Genomic DNA, 16,051 nt, shown 5'->3' with positions numbered 1-16,051 from the left:
ATCCTGAGTGCAGTTAAAGGCTGCCGCAGTCCTGCGTTACGGGATGAAAGGTGACAGGCCTTTTTCGGCCTGTAATCAGGGTGGTACCGCGAGACAGCTCTCGTCCCTGTGTGAACGCATGGTTTGCATAGGGAGAGAGCTTTTTTGCTGTCGCAAAAGAGAATTTCGGGTAGTGATAAGGAGGAATATAGATGAAACACTTAACTTCTGCTGAAGTGCGTCAAATGTTTTTAGATTTCTTTAAAGAAAAAGGCCATGCCGTTGAACCGAGCGCCTCATTGGTTCCGCATGAAGATCCGTCTTTATTATGGATCAACAGCGGCGTTGCGACGCTGAAAAAATACTTTGACGGCCGCGTTGTGCCGGAGAATCCGAGAATTGTAAACGCGCAAAAATCAATCCGAACAAATGATATTGAAAATGTGGGGAAAACGGCGCGCCACCACACGTTCTTTGAGATGCTCGGAAACTTTTCCATCGGTGATTATTTTAAAGAAGAAGCGATCACATGGGCATGGGAGTTTTTAACGAGCGAAAAGTGGATCGGCTTTGATTCGGAGCTGCTGTCTGTAACGGTTCACCCTGAGGATGAAGAAGCTTATACGCTATGGGCGGAAAAAATCGGCGTTCCGGAAGAAAGAATCATCCGTCTGGAAGGGAACTTCTGGGATATCGGCGAAGGCCCGAGCGGACCGAATACGGAAATTTTCTATGACCGCGGCGAGAAATACGGCAATGACCCGTCAGATTCTGAATTGTATCCGGGCGGCGAAAATGATCGTTATCTTGAAGTATGGAACCTGGTATTCTCAGAGTTCAACCACAACCCGGACGGCACGTACACACCGCTTCCGAAGAAAAACATTGATACGGGCATGGGGCTTGAACGGATGGTCTCCGTGATTCAGGATGTCCCGACAAACTTTGACACTGATTTGTTTATGCCGATTATTGAAGCAACAGAGCGCATTTCCGGAGATGCTTACGGAAAGGACGCAGTGAAGGATACGGCCTTTAAAGTGATCGCCGATCATATCAGAACGGTCGCATTTGCGGTAAGCGACGGGGCGCTGCCTTCGAACGAAGGGCGCGGGTATGTACTGAGACGCCTCTTGCGCCGGGCAGTGCGATACGCGAAAACCATCGGTATCAGCCGTCCGTTTATGTACGAGCTGGTACCGACTGTTGCAGGAATTATGGACGCTTTCTATCCGGAGGTGAAAGAAAAGCAAGAGTTTATCGCCAAAGTCATCAAAACGGAGGAAGAGCGCTTCCACGAAACATTAAACGAAGGTCTGGCCATTTTATCCGACGTGATAAAGAAAGAGAAGGAAAAAGGCAGCGGCATCATCTCCGGAAAAGACGTATTCAAACTGTACGATACGTACGGATTCCCGGTTGAATTGACGGAGGAATACGCGGAAGATGAGCAAATGACGGTTGACCATAAAGGCTTTGAAGCCGAAATGGAAAAACAGCGTGAACGGGCGAGAAATGCGCGCCAAGATGTAGGAAGCATGCAGGTTCAGGGCGGCGCGTTGCGCGACATTACCGCAGAAAGCACATTTGTCGGCTACAGTGCCGTAAAAGCTGAAGCGAAGGTGATCGAGCTTCTTCATGACGGGCAATTAATCAGCGATGCGCATGAAGGGGATACCGTCCAAATCCTTCTTGACAAAACGCCTTTCTATGCTGAAAGCGGCGGACAGATCGGTGACAGAGGAGTGCTGAGAAGCGAGCAGGCTGTCGTAACCATTAAAGACGTGAAAAAAGCTCCGAACGGTCAGCATGTACACGAAGGCACGGTGGATAGCGGCACGATTCAAAAAGGCGCAAGCGTGACGGCTGAAGTTGAAGATCAAATGAGAAGCGGCGTGGTGAAAAACCATACGGCTACCCACCTTCTGCACCAGGCGCTGAAAGACGTTCTCGGCACACATGTCAACCAAGCGGGTTCACTCGTTACCGAAAATCGCCTGCGTTTTGACTTCTCTCATTTCGGTCAAGTGACGAAAGAAGAACTTGAACGCATTGAAGGAATCGTCAACGAAAAAATCTGGGAGAGCATTCCGGTAGCGATTGATTTGAAACCGATCAATGAAGCGAAAGAAATGGGCGCGATGGCCCTGTTCGGCGAGAAATACGGCGATATCGTCCGCGTCGTACAAGTCGGAGATTACAGCCTTGAGCTTTGCGGCGGATGCCATGTCACGAATACGGCTGAAATCGGCCTGTTTAAAATCGTATCCGAATCAGGGATCGGCGCAGGGACGCGAAGAATTGAAGCCGTAACAGGAAAAGGCGCTTATCAGGAAATGAACAGCCAGCTCACCCTTCTGCAGCACGCTGCGGACGAGCTGAAATCAAACGTAAAAGACGTACCGAAGCGAATTCAGTCTCTTCAAGCGGAGCTGAAGGAAGCGCAAAGAGAAAATGAATCATTGCTCAGCAAACTCGGCAATGTGGAAGCCGGAGCCATTCTGTCTAAAGTAAAAGACATCGGCGGCGTAAAAGTGCTGGCTGAAAAAGTAAATGCGAAAGACATGAACCACCTTCGCACTATGGTGGATGATCTGAAAGCGAAGCTCGGTTCTGCGGTCATCATTCTCGGCGCCGTGCAAAATGAGAAAGTCAACCTTTCAGCAGGCGTGACGAAAGACCTGATCGAAAAAGGCCTTCATGCCGGCAAAATGGTCAAACAAGCGGCTGAAGTCTGCGGAGGCGGAGGCGGAGGCCGTCCGGACATGGCACAGGCCGGCGGAAAGCAGCCTGAAAAATTGGAAGAGGCGCTCGCATCTGCGGTAGATTGGATAAAATCCGTTTTATAATCCTTTCAAGTAGTGTAGAATGATGATAAGATGAGGACCTCAGGCTGAACTTTGCCTGCGAATTTGGGAAAGAGGTGCAAAACGGTGAGCTCGTTTGATAAAACGATGAAATTTAATTTCTCCGATGATTCTGCTGAAACAAACGTCGAAGAAGTGCTGAATACGGTATATGATGCGCTTCAGGAAAAGGGGTACAATCCTATCAACCAGATTGTCGGATACTTGCTGTCTGGAGATCCTGCATACATTCCTAGGCATCGCGACGCCCGGAACTTAATTCGCAAACTGGAACGTGACGAATTAATTGAGGAATTGGTAAAATCCTATCTAGAACAGCATAAAGAGGCGTAAATACATTCATGAGAATATTGGGACTTGATCTTGGAACGAAAACACTCGGCGTAGCTTTAAGCGATGAAATGGGCTGGACCGCTCAAGGCATTGAGACGATAAAAATAAACGAGGCTGAAGGAGATTACGGTCTGGACCGTTTATCCGAGCTGATGAAAGACTATAATGTAGAGAAGATCGTGCTCGGTTTTCCGAAAAACATGAACGGGACGATCGGTCCGAGAGGCGAAGCCAGCCAAACATTTGCGAAACTGCTTGAAACAGCGTACAATGTCCCTGTTGTGCTGTGGGACGAGCGTCTGACGACGATGGCGGCTGAAAAAATGCTGATCGCGGCTGACGTCAGCAGGCAAAAACGAAAAAAAGTCATTGATAAAATGGCGGCTGTCATGATCCTTCAAGGATATCTGGACAGTTTAAACTAAGAGGTGAAAAAAATGGAACACGGCGAAAAACACATTACAATTGTCGATGATCAAGGCAACGAACAGCTTTGCGAAGTGCTGTTCACATTTGAAAACGACACATTCAACAAATCTTACGTACTTTATTATCCGATTGATGCTCAAGACGATGATGAAATCGAAATTCACGCTTCAAGCTTCGAACCGAACGAAAATGGTGAAGACGGCGAACTGATGCCGATTGAAACCGATGAAGAGTGGGAAATGATCGAAGAAACGCTGAACACGTTTTTAGCGGAAGAAGACGAAGAATAAAATGAACGGAAAAAGCCGGAGCGCATATGTGCTTCGGCTTTTTTTTGTAATAAATTGCCGAATGCACATGAATCATGTAGTATAAGAGCTGTTGGGAGGAAAATACTTGTATGAATATCAATCAGACTAAACATTCATTTCCGCGTAAAAACAAAAAAACGACGATAATACTGTCCTCCGTGATCGCTCTGCTTATCATCATTTGCGGTGCTTTTTTCTATGGAAAATCTCTGCTGTCTCCGGTTGACAAAGGCAGCAAAACGGCAGTCAATATTAATATTCCGAGCGGTTCTTCCGTTTCGGCAATCGCTGAAATTCTTGAGGATCAGCATGTCATCAAAAGCAAAAAAGCATTTCAGCTGTATGTGAAGTATAAAGGCGCTTCCGGATTTCAGGCGGGATTTTACCACCTGAATAAAGGAATGGATGCGGATGCGATTATCAAAAAACTGACCGCGGGATCAACGGGATATGCTTTTCAGATCTCCGTTCCTGAAGGAAAACAGCTTACGCAGATTGCGGATGCGATCGCAAAAGAAACATCATATTCAAAAGAAGAGATCATGGCGAAACTGGATGACAAAACATTCATCGGCAAACTGAAGAAACAGTTTCCTGATACGATAACGGACGCGCTTTCAAACAAGAAGCTCAAGCATCCGCTCGAAGGCTATCTGTATCCGGCCACATATCCTTTTAATGATCCGGATGCATCGCTTGACACGATTTTGACGGCAATGGTTCAGGAAACAAACACCCGTATCGAAACATATAAATCTGAACTGGAAAAAAAGAAACTTTCCGTCCATAACGCGCTGACAATGGCATCGCTAATTGAAGAAGAAGCCACCGCCAAAGCCGACCGTCACAAAATCGCCAGCGTTTTTTACAACAGGCTCGAAGAAAAAATGCCGCTGCAGACTGACCCGACGGTATTATATGCGGCCGGTAAGCATAAAAGCCGGGTCTACTACAAAGACCTGAAAATTGATTCTCCGTTTAATACGTATAAACATAAGGGGCTGCCGCCGGGACCGATTGCAAATGCCGGTGATTCATCATGGGAAGCGGCTCTCCGCCCTGACAAAACGGATTATCTCTATTTCCTTGCAAAATCAAACGGTGAGGTTGTTTTCACCAAAACATTAAAAGACCATAATAAAGCGAAGGAAAAGTATATTTCCAAAAAAGACAGCGAATAAAAGGAGGGCAAAAGCTCTCCTTTTATTCCATTCTGAAAGGTTTTATGATAAAATATATCGGGTTGTTTACTTATGGATAAAGAAGTGTCTTAAGAGAGTGTCCCCGCGGATTCGTCAGGGGCACTCCTTTTTAGAACGGAGGCTGTTTGCCGTGAATGATCGGTATGAACAAATAAACGAGTATATAAACGCGATGCTGAAGCCTCGGCCTGATAAAGTGAAAAAGCTTGAAGCCTATGCAAAAGAGCACCATGTTCCGATTATGGAAGAAGCGGGCATTGAAGTGCTGCTTCAAATGCTGTCGATTCAACAGGCGAAAAACATTTTGGAAATCGGCGCGGCAATCGGATATTCCGCCATACGGATGGCGCTTGAGCTTCCGGATGCGAATATTTACACGATTGAACGGGACGACAAACGCTATGAAGAAGCTGTGAACAATATAAAAGACTTTGAAATGGAAAACCGGATTCACGTAATGCACGGGGATGCGCTGGAACTTTCTGAGTCTGTCCGTGTCACGGCTCCTTATGATGCCATTTTTATCGACGCGGCCAAAGGCCAGTACACGAACTTTTTTGAGCTCTATGAACCGATGCTTGCGCCGGATGGAGTCATTTTTACGGACAATGTTCTGTTTAAAGGGCTGGTGGCACAAAATCACTCGGACATTGAGCCGAAAAGAAGACGGAAGCTTGTTGAAAAAATTGATCAATATAACCAATGGCTGATGGACCGGCCTGACTATCAAACGGTCATACTGCCGGTCGGAGACGGCATCGCCATCAGTAAAAAGAAGAGGTGAAGGATCATGAAAAAACCTGAACTTTTGGTGACTCCGACTTCTGTACAGGATATTCTTCCGCTCATTCAAGCGGGCGCAACGGCCCTGTTGGTCGGAGAACAGAGATACGGCCTGAGACTGGCCGGTGAATTTTCAAGAGAAGATATAAAAGAAGCCGTAAAGACAGCTCATCAGGAAGGCGCGAAAGTGTACGCCGCCGTCAATGCTATTTTTCACAACGAAAAAGTGGACGAGCTGAACGGCTATCTTGCCTTTTTGCAGGAGGCCGGCGTTGATGCGGCTGTTTTCGGTGATCCGGCCGTTTTAATGGCGGCGCGTGAAGCGGCTCCCGAGCTTAAACTGCACTGGAGCACGGAAACAACGGGAACCAACTACTATTCCTGCAATTACTGGGGACGCAAAGGCGCACGGCGGGCAGTGCTGGCTAAGGAATTAAATATGGACAGCATCATTGACATAAAAGAAAACGCCGAAGTGGAAATTGAAATTCAAATCCACGGCATGACGTGCATGTTCCAATCGAAGCGTTCTTTAGTGGGCCATTACTTCGAATATCAAGGTAAAGTCATGGACATCGAACAGAAGAAAAAAGAAGCGGGGATGTTTCTGCATGACAAGGAACGGGGCAATAAATACCCGATTTTTGAAGATGAAAACGGCACGCACATCATGAGCCCGAACGATGTGTGCATGATTGATGAACTAGAGGACCTGATGGACGCCGGCATCGATTCTTTCAAAATCGACGGAGTTTTGAAGTCTCCTGAATACTTAACTGAAGTGACCCGCATGTACAGAGAAGCAATCGATTTGTGCTTCGAAAGCCGAGAGACATACGAAGAGAAAAAAGAGAGCTGGATAGAGCGGATTGAAAGCATTCAGCCTGTGAACAGAAGCATCGACACAGGATTCTTCTTTAAAGAAACGGTCTATTAAAAAGGAGGGTGCAACGGATGACAGCCGTAAATCAAACCATTTCCAAAGTCGTAAACGGAAAACGCGTCATTACGAAAAAACCTGAACTCCTTGCTCCGGCAGGAAACCTTGAAAAATTAAAAATTGCCGTTCATTACGGAGCGGACGCGGTTTTTATCGGAGGACAGGAATACGGACTCCGCTCAAATGCGGATAACTTCTCAATAGAAGAAATTGCAGAGGGCGTAGAATTTGCCAAAAAATACGGGGCAAAAATATATGTGACAACAAACATTTTCGCCCATAATGAAAATATGGACGGTCTGGAAGAATACTTAAAAGCGTTGGGAGACGCAAAAGTTGCCGGAATTATCGTCGCTGATCCGCTGATTATTGAAACATGCCGGAGAGTGGCCCCGGACGTAGAAATTCACCTCAGCACACAGCAGTCCCTTTCCAACTGGAAAGCGGTGCAGTTCTGGAAAGAAGAAGGGCTTGACCGCGTGGTGCTTGCCCGTGAAACGAGCGGACTGGAAATTAAAGAAATGAAGGAAAAGGTGGATATTGAAATTGAAACCTTTATCCACGGCGCTATGTGTATCGCTTATTCAGGACGATGCGTGCTGAGCAATCACATGACGGCCCGGGATTCCAACCGCGGCGGCTGCTGTCAGTCCTGCCGCTGGGATTATGATCTGTATCAGACAGACGGTGCAAACGCGGTCGCGCTCTATGACGAAGAAGACGCTCCGTTTGCGATGAGCCCGAAAGATTTAAAATTGATTGAATCCATTCCGCAAATGATCGAGATGGGTATCGACAGCCTGAAAATTGAAGGCCGGATGAAATCGATTCATTACGTTGCGACGGTTGTCAGCGTGTATCGCAAAGTCATCGACGCATACTGCGCTGATCCTGAAAACTTTGTCATTCAAAAAGAATGGCTGGATGAGCTGGACAAATGTGCAAACCGGGATACCGCGCCTGCTTTCTTTGAAGGCACGCCCGGGTATGAAGAGCAGATGTTCGGTGAACACGGAAAGAAAACAACATTTGATTTTGCCGGTCTCGTGCTCGCGTATAACGAGGAAACTCAAATGGTGACGCTCCAGCAGCGCAATTTCTTTAAACAAGGTGACGAAGTGGAATTTTTCGGTCCTGAAATCGACAATTTCACATTCACAATCGGCACTATTTGGGACGAAGACGGAAACGAGCTTGATGCTGCCCGCCATCCCCTGCAAATCGTTACATTTAAAGTAGACAAAAAGATTTATCCGAGCAACATGATGAGAAAGGGGAAGTAATCACCAATGGGTAAGAGTCCTGTAGTTATAGGCATCGCAGGAGGTTCCGGATCAGGAAAAACAAGCGTCACCCGTTCCATCTATGAACAGTTTAAAGGACACTCGATTTTAATGATCCAGCAAGACCTTTATTATAAAGACCAAAGCCATCTTCCGTTTGAAGAAAGGCTGAACACAAACTATGATCACCCGCTCGCATTTGATAATGACTATTTAATCGAGCATATTCAAGAGCTTTTGAATTACCGGCCGATAGAAAAGCCGATTTATGATTATAAACTGCATACGCGTTCTGAGGAAACCATTCCGGTTGAGCCGAAGGATGTCATTATTCTGGAAGGCATTCTCGTTCTCGAAGATAAAAGACTTCGCGACCTCATGGATATGAAACTTTATGTCGACACGGACGCGGATCTCCGTATCATCAGACGGATTATGAGAGATATTAACGAAAGAGGCCGTTCAATCGATTCTGTCATTGAGCAGTATGTGTCCGTCGTCAGACCGATGCACAATCAGTTTGTTGAACCGACGAAACGCTACGCGGACATCATTATTCCGGAAGGCGGACAAAACCACGTCGCGATTGATCTGATGGTCACGAAGATTCAAACGATCCTTGAACAAAATGCAATTTTGTAATACCATAGCATAGACATAAATAACTCAGACCATATTATGTATAGGCTGGAAGGGAATGAGACAGTTCCCTTCTTTCCCTGTTTATAAACCGAAACATTTGCAGAAAACACACATTCAGTTTAAGATAAACAGTACCTATATGGGAGAGAAGAACGAGGACTGCCCTGTGTTCTCATTCTTGATTTTTTCGTTTATGCTCTCATACATAATCACACGTTATTGTTGAGGGACAACCACCAAGGAGTGAAGGAACATGGCACAAGAAAAAGTTTTTCCGATGACTCACGAAGGAAAACAAAAACTAGAACAAGAATTAGAGCAATTGAAAACGGTTAAACGTAAAGAAGTAGTAGAACGCATTAAAATCGCAAGAAGCTTCGGAGATCTGTCAGAGAACTCTGAGTATGATTCTGCAAAAGAAGAACAGGCATTTGTGGAAGGGCGCATCACGACGCTTGAAAACATGATCCGCAATGCGAAAATCATCGAGGACGACGGCGGTTCAAATGTAGTCGGTTTGGGAAAAACCGTATCATTCATCGAATTGCCGGACGGTGAAGAAGAATCTTACACGATTGTCGGAAGCGCTGAAGCTGATCCGTTTGAAGGGAAAATTTCAAACGACTCGCCAATCGCCAAAAGCCTGCTCGGCAGAAAAGTGGACGAAGAAGTGACAGTTCAGACGCCGGGCGGAGAAATGCTCGTGAAAATTGTGAAAATTTCATAAGATCCGTTTAACAATGAAACACCTCGTCCAAAATGTGGATGAGGTGTTTTTTTATGATCGTATCAAAAAGGCTGAAAGCGGCCGTGATTTGTTTTCTGCTCGTGTTTTTCTTTCTGCTTGCGAGGCTGGCTGAAATTCAGCTGTTTTTTACAGAATCTTTTTCAAAATCCAATATTAATCTGATTCAGGAAAGCGTCAAGCAGCGGACGGAAGAAGTCCTTATTTCAGACGGACGCGGCTCTTTTCTTGATCGGAACGGCAAAGAACTGACCGGAAAAAAGCAGCCTGCCGTCATACTGTTTCCCTTTCTCGTGACGCAGGATTGGCCGGTTGACCGGGTATCAGACATTCTCGGAATGAAACAGGGGGAGCTCAGGCAGCTGCTCACGGAAGCGAAAAAACCGGTGGTCCTGAACAGCAGAAAAATAAAACATTTGACGAAACAATCCGTGTCAAATATCAATTCTTTGAAATATCCCGGCATTTACGGCGTATATATGAAAGACAGCAAGGAAACAAACATAGCCGCTCATCTGTTGGGCGCGACAAACCAGGACCCTGAGCTTTTGAAAAAGAAATACCCCGGCAGGAAGGAACTGCCGATCACGGCAAAGATCGGGACAAGCGGGATGGAGCGGACGTTTGATGAGTTTTTACTGGCGGATCAGGACACAAAACTTTTGTATCATGTCGACGGAAGGGGAAACCCTTTATTCGGAATGGACGTCAAATATACGGCTGAAGCAAACGCGTTTTATCCGCTGCAAGTCAAAACCTCCATCGACCGCAATATTCAAAAAGCAATGGAAGATGTATTGAAAGACCGCGGGTTAAAAAAGGGGGGAGCCGTCCTTTTAGACATTGAAAAAAGCAGTGTGCTCGGAATGGTATCAAAGCCTGACGCCGACATGTCAAAGCAGCAGACACTGCAAAATTACATGCTGACGCCGATTTATCCGGGATCAGTATTTAAAACGGTGATCGCCGCAGCCGCAATAGAACAAAACGAAGTGAAGCCGGGCACATCCTTTAACTGCAATCTCAACCTGTACGGAGAGCCGGGGGATGACAAAGGCACGCTCAGTTTTGGAGAAAGCTTTGCCCAAAGCTGCAATTATACGTTTACAAGTCTTGCGGAAAAATTGATCAAAAAAGATGATTCCGTTATTGAAAACATGGCGGAAAAACTCGGTCTCACCCAGCGGGCGGGCTGGGAAGGCAAGCTGTACCGGGAAGACGGATTCAGGCAGCTGTATAATGAAAAAAACGGGGTCATTTGGGGAGATGACAAAGACAAAACCGTAAAAAAAGCCGTCGCACAGACGGCGATCGGGCAAAAAAACGTGAAAGTCACGCCTCTTGAAGTCGCCAATATGATGGCGGCGATCGCGCGCGGCGGTGAAAAAAAACAAGTCAAAATCGCGGACAAAATTGAATACAAAAACAAAACGACGATGGCGTCATTCAAAGATCAGCCGTTAAAAGGGGAAAACATCGACAAATATACGGCTCAGCAGCTTCAAAAAATTCTCAGAGAAGTCGTCACCTCACCGAAAGGAACCGGCCGAAGGTTTCAGGATCTGCCGTATGAGATAGCAGGCAAATCGGGAACGGCCCAGACGGGAATGTTCACAAAAGAAAAACAGACGCTTTACCACAAATGGTTTGCGGGATACTTTCCCGCGGACAAGCCGAAATACGCTCTCGTGGTGCTGCACATGGACACGCCGGGGGATAAGGCTCTGACAAATACAGTGTTTTATGATATTGTTAAAAAGGTACATGAAAATGAAATAAATCAGACATAGAACAACCGCTCAGCCCATGTTAAAATATATGCTGAGCAAGAGGGATAAAGGAGTGCAGAATGATTGAGCAATAAACAATCTCGTTTTGAAAACCGTGATAAGCGCAGAAAAGCAAATATGGTGCTTAACATTTTAATTGCTATCGTATCTATTCTTATTGTCGTCGTTGCCGTCAGCCTCTTCATCAACAGTCCGTCGGGCGACGTGAGCGAAAAAGCGGACACGAGCCAGAAGCAGGAAACACCTGCATCAGGCAAGACGAAGCAGACATCGGATGAAGACATAAAAGACAGCAAAAAAGATACGGCATCAGACGATGACAAAAAAGATAAACAAGATAAGGACACATCTGATTCATCTTCAGACTCTGACAGCAAAAAAGACGATGATTCATCGAAAAGTGATGACAGCAGCAAAAAAGACTCTGATTCAAGCGATCCTTTTAAAGGCGCAAAAATAACAGAGGGCGGTTCATCAAGCGATGTCGAGAAAACAATTGTTAACCCAAAATGGAAAGCGGTCGGCACAAAGCAGACGGGAGAACATGCGGCGACGTATGACTCAAGCTCTGAAGACTGGGCCGAAATGCTTGACGCCATCTCTTACGCAACCGGCGTGTCAAAAGACCATATGACAGTGCTGTGGCTCGGAAACAATGGAAGTCCGCAAGATGCGAAGGGTAAAGTTTTAGACAAAACGAACGGCAAAAAGTATCAGGTCACCATCACTTGGAAAGACAAAAAAGGCTGGAAGCCGACAAAAGTAGAAACCTTAAAATAACCGCAAAAAAGCAGCTGATTATTCAGCTGCTTTTTTCTGTCATACGTCAGCTGAAAAATGCACCGACGCGCTGTAAAGGATTCTGCCGTCAACGGCCGTCACCTGATGGGATACGGAACGGACGCGAAGCATAATCGCCTGGTTGTTTTCAATCTGAACGTTTATTTTCTTTTCAAGCTCCTGCAAAGATGTCGCTTCGAAAAATTCTACTTTATCTTTGATTAAATCCAATTGAAAATTCATCAGTACAGATCCTCCTGATTTTTCTTCTGAGTCAATGAAAGTATAAGCCTTTCTGCCGTAATTGCGCAATAATCCCAAAGTATTTTAGTACCCTTCCATTCTTTTTTGTGATAGGATAGGAACTGTTCCACGATTAATCCATACTATACTCATAGGAATTATAAAATATGGAGAGTGAAAAATATGGGCCGTGAATTTATTCCTTTATTTGAAGATTGGGCTGCGACTTATGACGCCACAGTGCACGGGGCTGACAAACAATATTCTGCTGTTTTTAAAGGATATGACAATATTCTTGACAGCATTGTCGCACTTTCAGGTTCAAACGTTTTAGAGTTCGGACCGGGAACGGGGAATTTAACGGCGAAATTAGCCGCCGCGCACAAAAAGGTGTTTGGTGTAGAACCGTCTCCGTCAATGAGAAAACTGGCGGCTGACAAGCTTTCTGACAAAGCCGTGTTCAGTGACGGAGATTTTCTGGAGTTTCCCGCTCCGCCTTTTCAAATAGATACCATCGTCAGCTCGTACGCCTTTCATCATTTAACCGATGAAGAAAAGCGAACGGCTGTAAAGCAGTATGGCGCAATCCTTCAGAAGCATGATAAAATAGTGTTTGCCGATACTGTCTTTAAAGATCATGAAGCTTATAATGAAGCCATTCAAAAAGCAAGCCGAAAGGGCTATCATCAATTAGCGGACGATTTAAAGACGGAACATTATCCGACACTCGCGACAATGAAAAACATCTTTTCAGAAGAGGGATTTGCCGCGCGGTTTACGCAGCAAAATGACTTTGTCTGGATAATGGAGGCGATTAAACGGTAAATCGAAGGGATTGTGTATAAATGAAACTGGCAGTCATCGGAGCAATGGAAGAGGAAGTTACGATTTTAAGAAGCAAACTGAAAGACGCAAAACAAGAGATGATCGCTCACTGTGAGTTTACAACTGGCAGCTATGAAGGCATCGAAGTCATCTTGCTGAAATCAGGTATCGGGAAAGTCAACGCGGCGATCAGCACGACGCTTCTGCTTGACCGTTTCAAACCTGATTATGTGATTAACACAGGCTCAGCGGGCGGTTTTCATCATACATTGAATGTAGGCGACGTCGTCATCTCAACAGATGTCCGCCATCATGACGTGGATGTGACGGCGTTTGACTATGAATACGGACAGGTGCCGGGTCTTCCGGCAGCATACAAAGCTGATGAAAAGCTGATCAGCATTACTGAGGAAGCGGTTTCTGAACTGAACGGCATTCAAGTCGCCAAAGGCACAATCGCTACGGGAGATTCTTTTATGAATGATCCGAAGCGGGTTGAAGACGTACGCGCCAAATTTGCGGATTTGTACGCAGTTGAGATGGAAGCTGCGGCTGTCGCGCAGGTGTGCCACCAGTTCAAAACGCCTTTTGTTGTCATCAGAGCTTTATCTGATATTGCCGGAAAAGAATCTGACGTTTCATTTGATAAATTTTTAGAACAGGCTGCTGTTCATTCAACTGAGCTTGTCCTGAATGTCATCAAACGAATTCACTAAGCGGGGGATTCTCGTTCTCCTCCGCTTTTCCAGGAGGAGGACATATATTGAACGTGATAACAGATATTACAGAACTGATCGGAAATACACCGCTGCTCCGTCTCAAGCATTTTGATATACCGGAGGGAACAGCGGTTTATGCTAAGCTTGAGATGATGAATCCGGGCGGAAGCATTAAAGACAGGCTGGGCGGGATGCTCATTGAAGATGCGCTTCGCACGGGAAAGGTGAAACCGGGCGGCGTTATCATTGAGGCGACTGCCGGAAACACCGGGATCGGACTCGCTCTGTGCGCCAGAAAGCATCAGCTTCGCGCCGTTTTTTGCGTCCCGGAGCATTTCAGCAGAGAAAAGCAGCAAATTATGAAAGCTCTCGGAGCGGACATCGTGCATACGCCGAGAGAAGAAGGCATGCAGGGAGCCATCCGAAAAGCGCTTGAACTGGAGAGAGAGATTAATAATTCTTATGCCGTTCTGCAATTTAAAAACCAAGTAAATCCATTGACTTACTATAAAACGATCGGACCCGAAATATGGAACGCACTCGGCGGGGATATCCACGCTTTTGTCGCAGGAGCGGGTTCCGGCGGCACCTTTGCCGGTACGGCAGCTTATTTAAAGGAGAAAAATCCTGCCGTCAAAACGGTGATCGTTGAACCAGAAGGCTCGATCCTGAACGGAGGAGAGCCGCATGCCCATAAAACGGAAGGCATCGGCATGGAGTTTATCCCGGATTATATGGACGAGAACCATTTTGACGCCATTTACACGGTGGAAGACGATACGGCGTTTTCGCTTGTCAGAGAAGCGGCTGAGAAAGAAGGCCTCTTAATCGGAAGCTCTTCAGGGGCGGCTCTTTATGCAGCGCTTGAAGAAGCGAAAAAAGCGCCCGCCGGATCAAATATCGTCACTATTTTCCCTGACGGCAGCGATCGATATATAAGCAAAAACATTTTTCAAGGAGGCCAGTAAGATGAAGAAAAAAACGCTGATGGTGCACGGAGGAATTACGGGAGATGAAAAAACAGGAGCGGTTTCCGTACCGATTTATCAAGTAAGCACGTACCAACAGCCGAAAGCGGGCGAGCACACGGGTTATGAATATTCAAGAACGGCCAATCCGACGCGGACGGCGCTTGAAAGCTTAATTGCGGAGCTTGAAGGCGGCGCGGCAGGATATGCGTTCGGCTCAGGCATGGCTGCGATTACTGCCGTCATGATGCTGTTTGACAGCGGCGATCATGTTATTATGACGGATGATGTATACGGCGGCACTTACCGGGTGATGACAGGCGTGCTGAACCGCTTCGGCATTGAAGCGGACTTTGTCGATACGAGCAGCAAAGAAAAAGTCCAAAAAGCCATCCGTCCGAATACGAAAGCCATTTATATCGAAACACCGACAAACCCGCTATTGAAAGTGACTGACCTCAAACTGATGTCTGACATCGCAAAAGAAGCGGGCGTATTGCTTATCGTCGATAATACGTTTTACACGCCGTATTTCCAGCAGCCGCTCAGCTTCGGCGCGGACATCGTGCTTCACAGCGCGACAAAATATCTCGGCGGCCACAGCGATGTCGTCGGCGGCTTAGTCGTCACGGCTGATAAAGAACTGGGCGAAAAGCTTCATTATGTGCAAAACTCAACGGGCGGCGTTTTAGGACCGCAGGATTCATGGCTTTTGATGAGAGGGATTAAAACGCTGGGACTCAGAATGGATGCCATCAATCACAGCGCCGGAAAAATCGCCGAGCTGCTTGAAGCACATGATGCCGTTCAGACGCTCTACTATCCCGGATCAGCGAAACATCCGGGCCATGAGCTGACAAAAGCGCAAAGCTCCGGTTTCGGCGGAATGATTTCCTTTGATGTCGGCAGCAGCGAACGCGTCGACGCGTTTTTAGAAAAATTGAACCTGTTTACGATCGCGGAAAGTTTAGGAGCGGTTGAAAGCTTAATCTCCGTGCCGTCCAGAATGACGCACGCATCGATCCCGCGCGACCGCCGGCTTGCGCTTGGCATTACCGACGGGCTCGTGCGGATCTCGGTCGGTATTGAGGATACTGAGGATTTAACGGCGGATGTGAAACAGGCGCTTGATTCACTTTTATAAAGAATGGATAGATTTACATTCTCTGTCGGCTGTCAGCTTGTATTATAATGTTGGTAGACTATAAAACT

General features: G+C 46.5%; 17 protein-coding genes and 1 other annotated feature (1 of these 18 cut by a window edge). Of the genes, 16 read left to right on the top strand and 1 reads right to left on the bottom strand.

Features of this window, described 5'->3' with window-relative positions:
* Positions 1–111 (top strand) — a binding site (T-box leader) (it extends 97 nt beyond the left edge of the window).
* Between the two features lie 80 nt (positions 112–191).
* From alaS to JNUCC21_RS13830, 12 genes are all read left to right on the top strand, one after another.
* Positions 192–2,828 carry an alanine--tRNA ligase gene (gene alaS, locus JNUCC21_RS13885; RefSeq protein ID WP_369878223.1) on the top strand — a complete coding sequence of 879 codons (2,637 nt, stop codon included), beginning with the start codon at positions 192–194 and terminating at the stop codon, positions 2,826–2,828.
* Positions 2,829–2,912: 84 nt separating this feature from the next.
* The gene (locus JNUCC21_RS13880) at positions 2,913–3,179 is read left to right on the top strand and encodes an IreB family regulatory phosphoprotein (RefSeq protein WP_012118070.1); all 267 of its coding nucleotides are present in this window, start codon (positions 2,913–2,915) and stop codon (positions 3,177–3,179) included.
* An 8-nt stretch (positions 3,180–3,187) separates the two neighbouring features.
* On the top strand, positions 3,188–3,604 hold the full coding sequence (gene ruvX, locus JNUCC21_RS13875) for a Holliday junction resolvase RuvX (RefSeq protein ID WP_003152750.1): 417 nt from the start codon (positions 3,188–3,190) through the stop codon (positions 3,602–3,604).
* Between the two features lie 12 nt (positions 3,605–3,616).
* Complete coding sequence (locus JNUCC21_RS13870) at positions 3,617–3,898, top strand: DUF1292 domain-containing protein (RefSeq protein ID WP_003152751.1); 282 nt, start codon at positions 3,617–3,619, stop codon at positions 3,896–3,898.
* A gap of 110 nt (positions 3,899–4,008) precedes the next feature.
* Positions 4,009–5,100: an endolytic transglycosylase MltG gene (mltG, locus tag JNUCC21_RS13865; RefSeq protein WP_007408212.1), complete on the top strand. Its 1,092-nt coding sequence runs from the start codon at positions 4,009–4,011 to the stop codon at positions 5,098–5,100.
* Between the two features lie 151 nt (positions 5,101–5,251).
* Complete coding sequence (locus JNUCC21_RS13860; RefSeq protein WP_007612793.1) at positions 5,252–5,905, top strand: O-methyltransferase; 654 nt, start codon at positions 5,252–5,254, stop codon at positions 5,903–5,905.
* A gap of 6 nt (positions 5,906–5,911) precedes the next feature.
* Entirely contained in the window at positions 5,912–6,841 is a 930-nt protein-coding gene (locus JNUCC21_RS13855) for a peptidase U32 family protein (RefSeq protein ID WP_007408214.1), read from the top strand.
* A 17-nt stretch (positions 6,842–6,858) separates the two neighbouring features.
* Positions 6,859–8,127 carry a U32 family peptidase gene (locus JNUCC21_RS13850; RefSeq protein WP_003152759.1) on the top strand — a complete coding sequence of 423 codons (1,269 nt, stop codon included), beginning with the start codon at positions 6,859–6,861 and terminating at the stop codon, positions 8,125–8,127.
* Positions 8,128–8,133: 6 nt separating this feature from the next.
* Complete coding sequence (gene udk / locus JNUCC21_RS13845) at positions 8,134–8,769, top strand: uridine kinase (protein ID WP_003152763.1); 636 nt, start codon at positions 8,134–8,136, stop codon at positions 8,767–8,769.
* A 253-nt stretch (positions 8,770–9,022) separates the two neighbouring features.
* Positions 9,023–9,496 carry a transcription elongation factor GreA gene (gene greA / locus JNUCC21_RS13840; RefSeq protein WP_003152766.1) on the top strand — a complete coding sequence of 158 codons (474 nt, stop codon included), beginning with the start codon at positions 9,023–9,025 and terminating at the stop codon, positions 9,494–9,496.
* A gap of 53 nt (positions 9,497–9,549) precedes the next feature.
* Complete coding sequence (locus JNUCC21_RS13835) at positions 9,550–11,304, top strand: penicillin-binding protein 2 (protein WP_029326055.1); 1,755 nt, start codon at positions 9,550–9,552, stop codon at positions 11,302–11,304.
* Between the two features lie 63 nt (positions 11,305–11,367).
* Positions 11,368–12,084 (top strand): YrrS family protein, encoded by a 717-nt coding sequence (locus JNUCC21_RS13830; RefSeq protein WP_014418462.1) that lies wholly within the window; start codon positions 11,368–11,370, stop codon positions 12,082–12,084.
* A gap of 39 nt (positions 12,085–12,123) precedes the next feature.
* Here the strand turns inward: JNUCC21_RS13830 and JNUCC21_RS13825 are convergent, their stop codons facing one another.
* Entirely contained in the window at positions 12,124–12,327 is a 204-nt protein-coding gene (locus JNUCC21_RS13825; protein ID WP_007612782.1) for a YrzA family protein, read from the bottom strand.
* A gap of 183 nt (positions 12,328–12,510) precedes the next feature.
* On the opposite strand from JNUCC21_RS13825, the gene JNUCC21_RS13820 reads away from it, so the two are divergent.
* Genes JNUCC21_RS13820 through JNUCC21_RS13805 form a run of 4 tightly spaced genes read left to right on the top strand, consistent with a single transcriptional unit; the run spans position 12,511 to position 15,983 of the window.
* Positions 12,511–13,152: a class I SAM-dependent methyltransferase gene (locus tag JNUCC21_RS13820; RefSeq protein ID WP_369878221.1), complete on the top strand. Its 642-nt coding sequence runs from the start codon at positions 12,511–12,513 to the stop codon at positions 13,150–13,152.
* A 20-nt stretch (positions 13,153–13,172) separates the two neighbouring features.
* Positions 13,173–13,868, top strand: coding sequence for a 5'-methylthioadenosine/S-adenosylhomocysteine nucleosidase (gene mtnN / locus JNUCC21_RS13815; RefSeq protein ID WP_007612774.1), 696 nt, complete (start codon positions 13,173–13,175; stop codon positions 13,866–13,868).
* Between the two features lie 47 nt (positions 13,869–13,915).
* Positions 13,916–14,839: an O-acetylserine dependent cystathionine beta-synthase gene (locus tag JNUCC21_RS13810; RefSeq protein WP_015240277.1), complete on the top strand. Its 924-nt coding sequence runs from the start codon at positions 13,916–13,918 to the stop codon at positions 14,837–14,839.
* A 1-nt stretch (position 14,840) separates the two neighbouring features.
* Positions 14,841–15,983, top strand: coding sequence for a bifunctional cystathionine gamma-lyase/homocysteine desulfhydrase (locus JNUCC21_RS13805; RefSeq protein ID WP_032866647.1), 1,143 nt, complete (start codon positions 14,841–14,843; stop codon positions 15,981–15,983).
* Positions 15,984–16,051 lie beyond the last annotated feature (68 nt).

Source organism: Bacillus sp. JNUCC-21 (genome assembly GCF_041222765.1).
GTDB lineage: Bacteria > Bacillota > Bacilli > Bacillales > Bacillaceae > Bacillus > Bacillus velezensis.
The sequence above is the reverse complement of the archived record's forward strand: the minus strand, read 5'-3'. Positions and strand labels throughout refer to the sequence as shown.

Bases quoted from the DNA above. Each gene is read 5' to 3' on its own strand.
- alaS (WP_369878223.1), top strand. From the start codon at position 192: ATGAAACACTTAACTTCTGCTGAAGTGCGTCAAATGTTTTTAGATTTC.
- ruvX (WP_003152750.1), top strand. From the start codon at position 3,188: ATGAGAATATTGGGACTTGATCTTGGAACGAAAACACTCGGCGTAGCT.
- JNUCC21_RS13870 (WP_003152751.1), top strand. From the start codon at position 3,617: ATGGAACACGGCGAAAAACACATTACAATTGTCGATGATCAAGGCAAC.
- mltG (WP_007408212.1), top strand. From the start codon at position 4,009: ATGAATATCAATCAGACTAAACATTCATTTCCGCGTAAAAACAAAAAA.
- JNUCC21_RS13855 (WP_007408214.1), top strand. From the start codon at position 5,912: ATGAAAAAACCTGAACTTTTGGTGACTCCGACTTCTGTACAGGATATT.
- JNUCC21_RS13850 (WP_003152759.1), top strand. From the start codon at position 6,859: ATGACAGCCGTAAATCAAACCATTTCCAAAGTCGTAAACGGAAAACGC.
- udk (WP_003152763.1), top strand. From the start codon at position 8,134: ATGGGTAAGAGTCCTGTAGTTATAGGCATCGCAGGAGGTTCCGGATCA.
- greA (WP_003152766.1), top strand. From the start codon at position 9,023: ATGGCACAAGAAAAAGTTTTTCCGATGACTCACGAAGGAAAACAAAAA.
- JNUCC21_RS13835 (WP_029326055.1), top strand. From the start codon at position 9,550: ATGATCGTATCAAAAAGGCTGAAAGCGGCCGTGATTTGTTTTCTGCTC.
- JNUCC21_RS13825 (WP_007612782.1), bottom strand. From the start codon at position 12,327: ATGAATTTTCAATTGGATTTAATCAAAGATAAAGTAGAATTTTTCGAA.
- JNUCC21_RS13820 (WP_369878221.1), top strand. From the start codon at position 12,511: ATGGGCCGTGAATTTATTCCTTTATTTGAAGATTGGGCTGCGACTTAT.
- mtnN (WP_007612774.1), top strand. From the start codon at position 13,173: ATGAAACTGGCAGTCATCGGAGCAATGGAAGAGGAAGTTACGATTTTA.
- JNUCC21_RS13805 (WP_032866647.1), top strand. From the start codon at position 14,841: ATGAAGAAAAAAACGCTGATGGTGCACGGAGGAATTACGGGAGATGAA.